Source organism: Pseudoalteromonas sp. S4492, assembly GCF_005886115.1.
Taxonomy (GTDB): Bacteria; Pseudomonadota; Gammaproteobacteria; order Enterobacterales; family Alteromonadaceae; genus Pseudoalteromonas; species Pseudoalteromonas gelatinilytica.
The window spans coordinates 1-325 of sequence record NZ_PNCP01000148.1 but is presented as its reverse complement, the minus strand read 5'-3'; the positions used below and the strand labels follow the sequence as shown (position 1 = coordinate 325).

Annotated in this window: 1 protein-coding gene; it reads left to right on the top strand. The window is 50.2% G+C overall.

What is annotated here, in order from left to right:
- Positions 1 to 325 (top strand): hypothetical protein (locus CWC28_RS22030; RefSeq protein WP_171038339.1); only part of this gene is annotated, 325 nt, incomplete at both ends.

Sequence of the window (325 nt, the reverse complement as noted above, 5' to 3'; positions counted from 1 at the left end):
ATGCGGAAGTGGTTCGTGCTGTTTCCGACCTGTTCAGTGTTTCTAAATCGGTTCTCGGCCTCAGTCCATCCAGTCAGGTATACCGGGCTCTGATTGATCAGTGCCGACAGTTACAGGATCGCTATCATTGGCTGACTCATGATGAAACCGGTGCTCTGCATCAGGACATCAGCTCAATCATGGAAACCGCTGAGCAGGTTCTGGATGAATTTGACAAGGCCCAGCAGATTCGCAAAAGAGCGGATCAACTTCTGTCAGATGCTGAAAAGCAGCAGAAGGAGTTTATCCATGGCATCCAGAGAACCCGCTTTGAGCAGATCAGCCA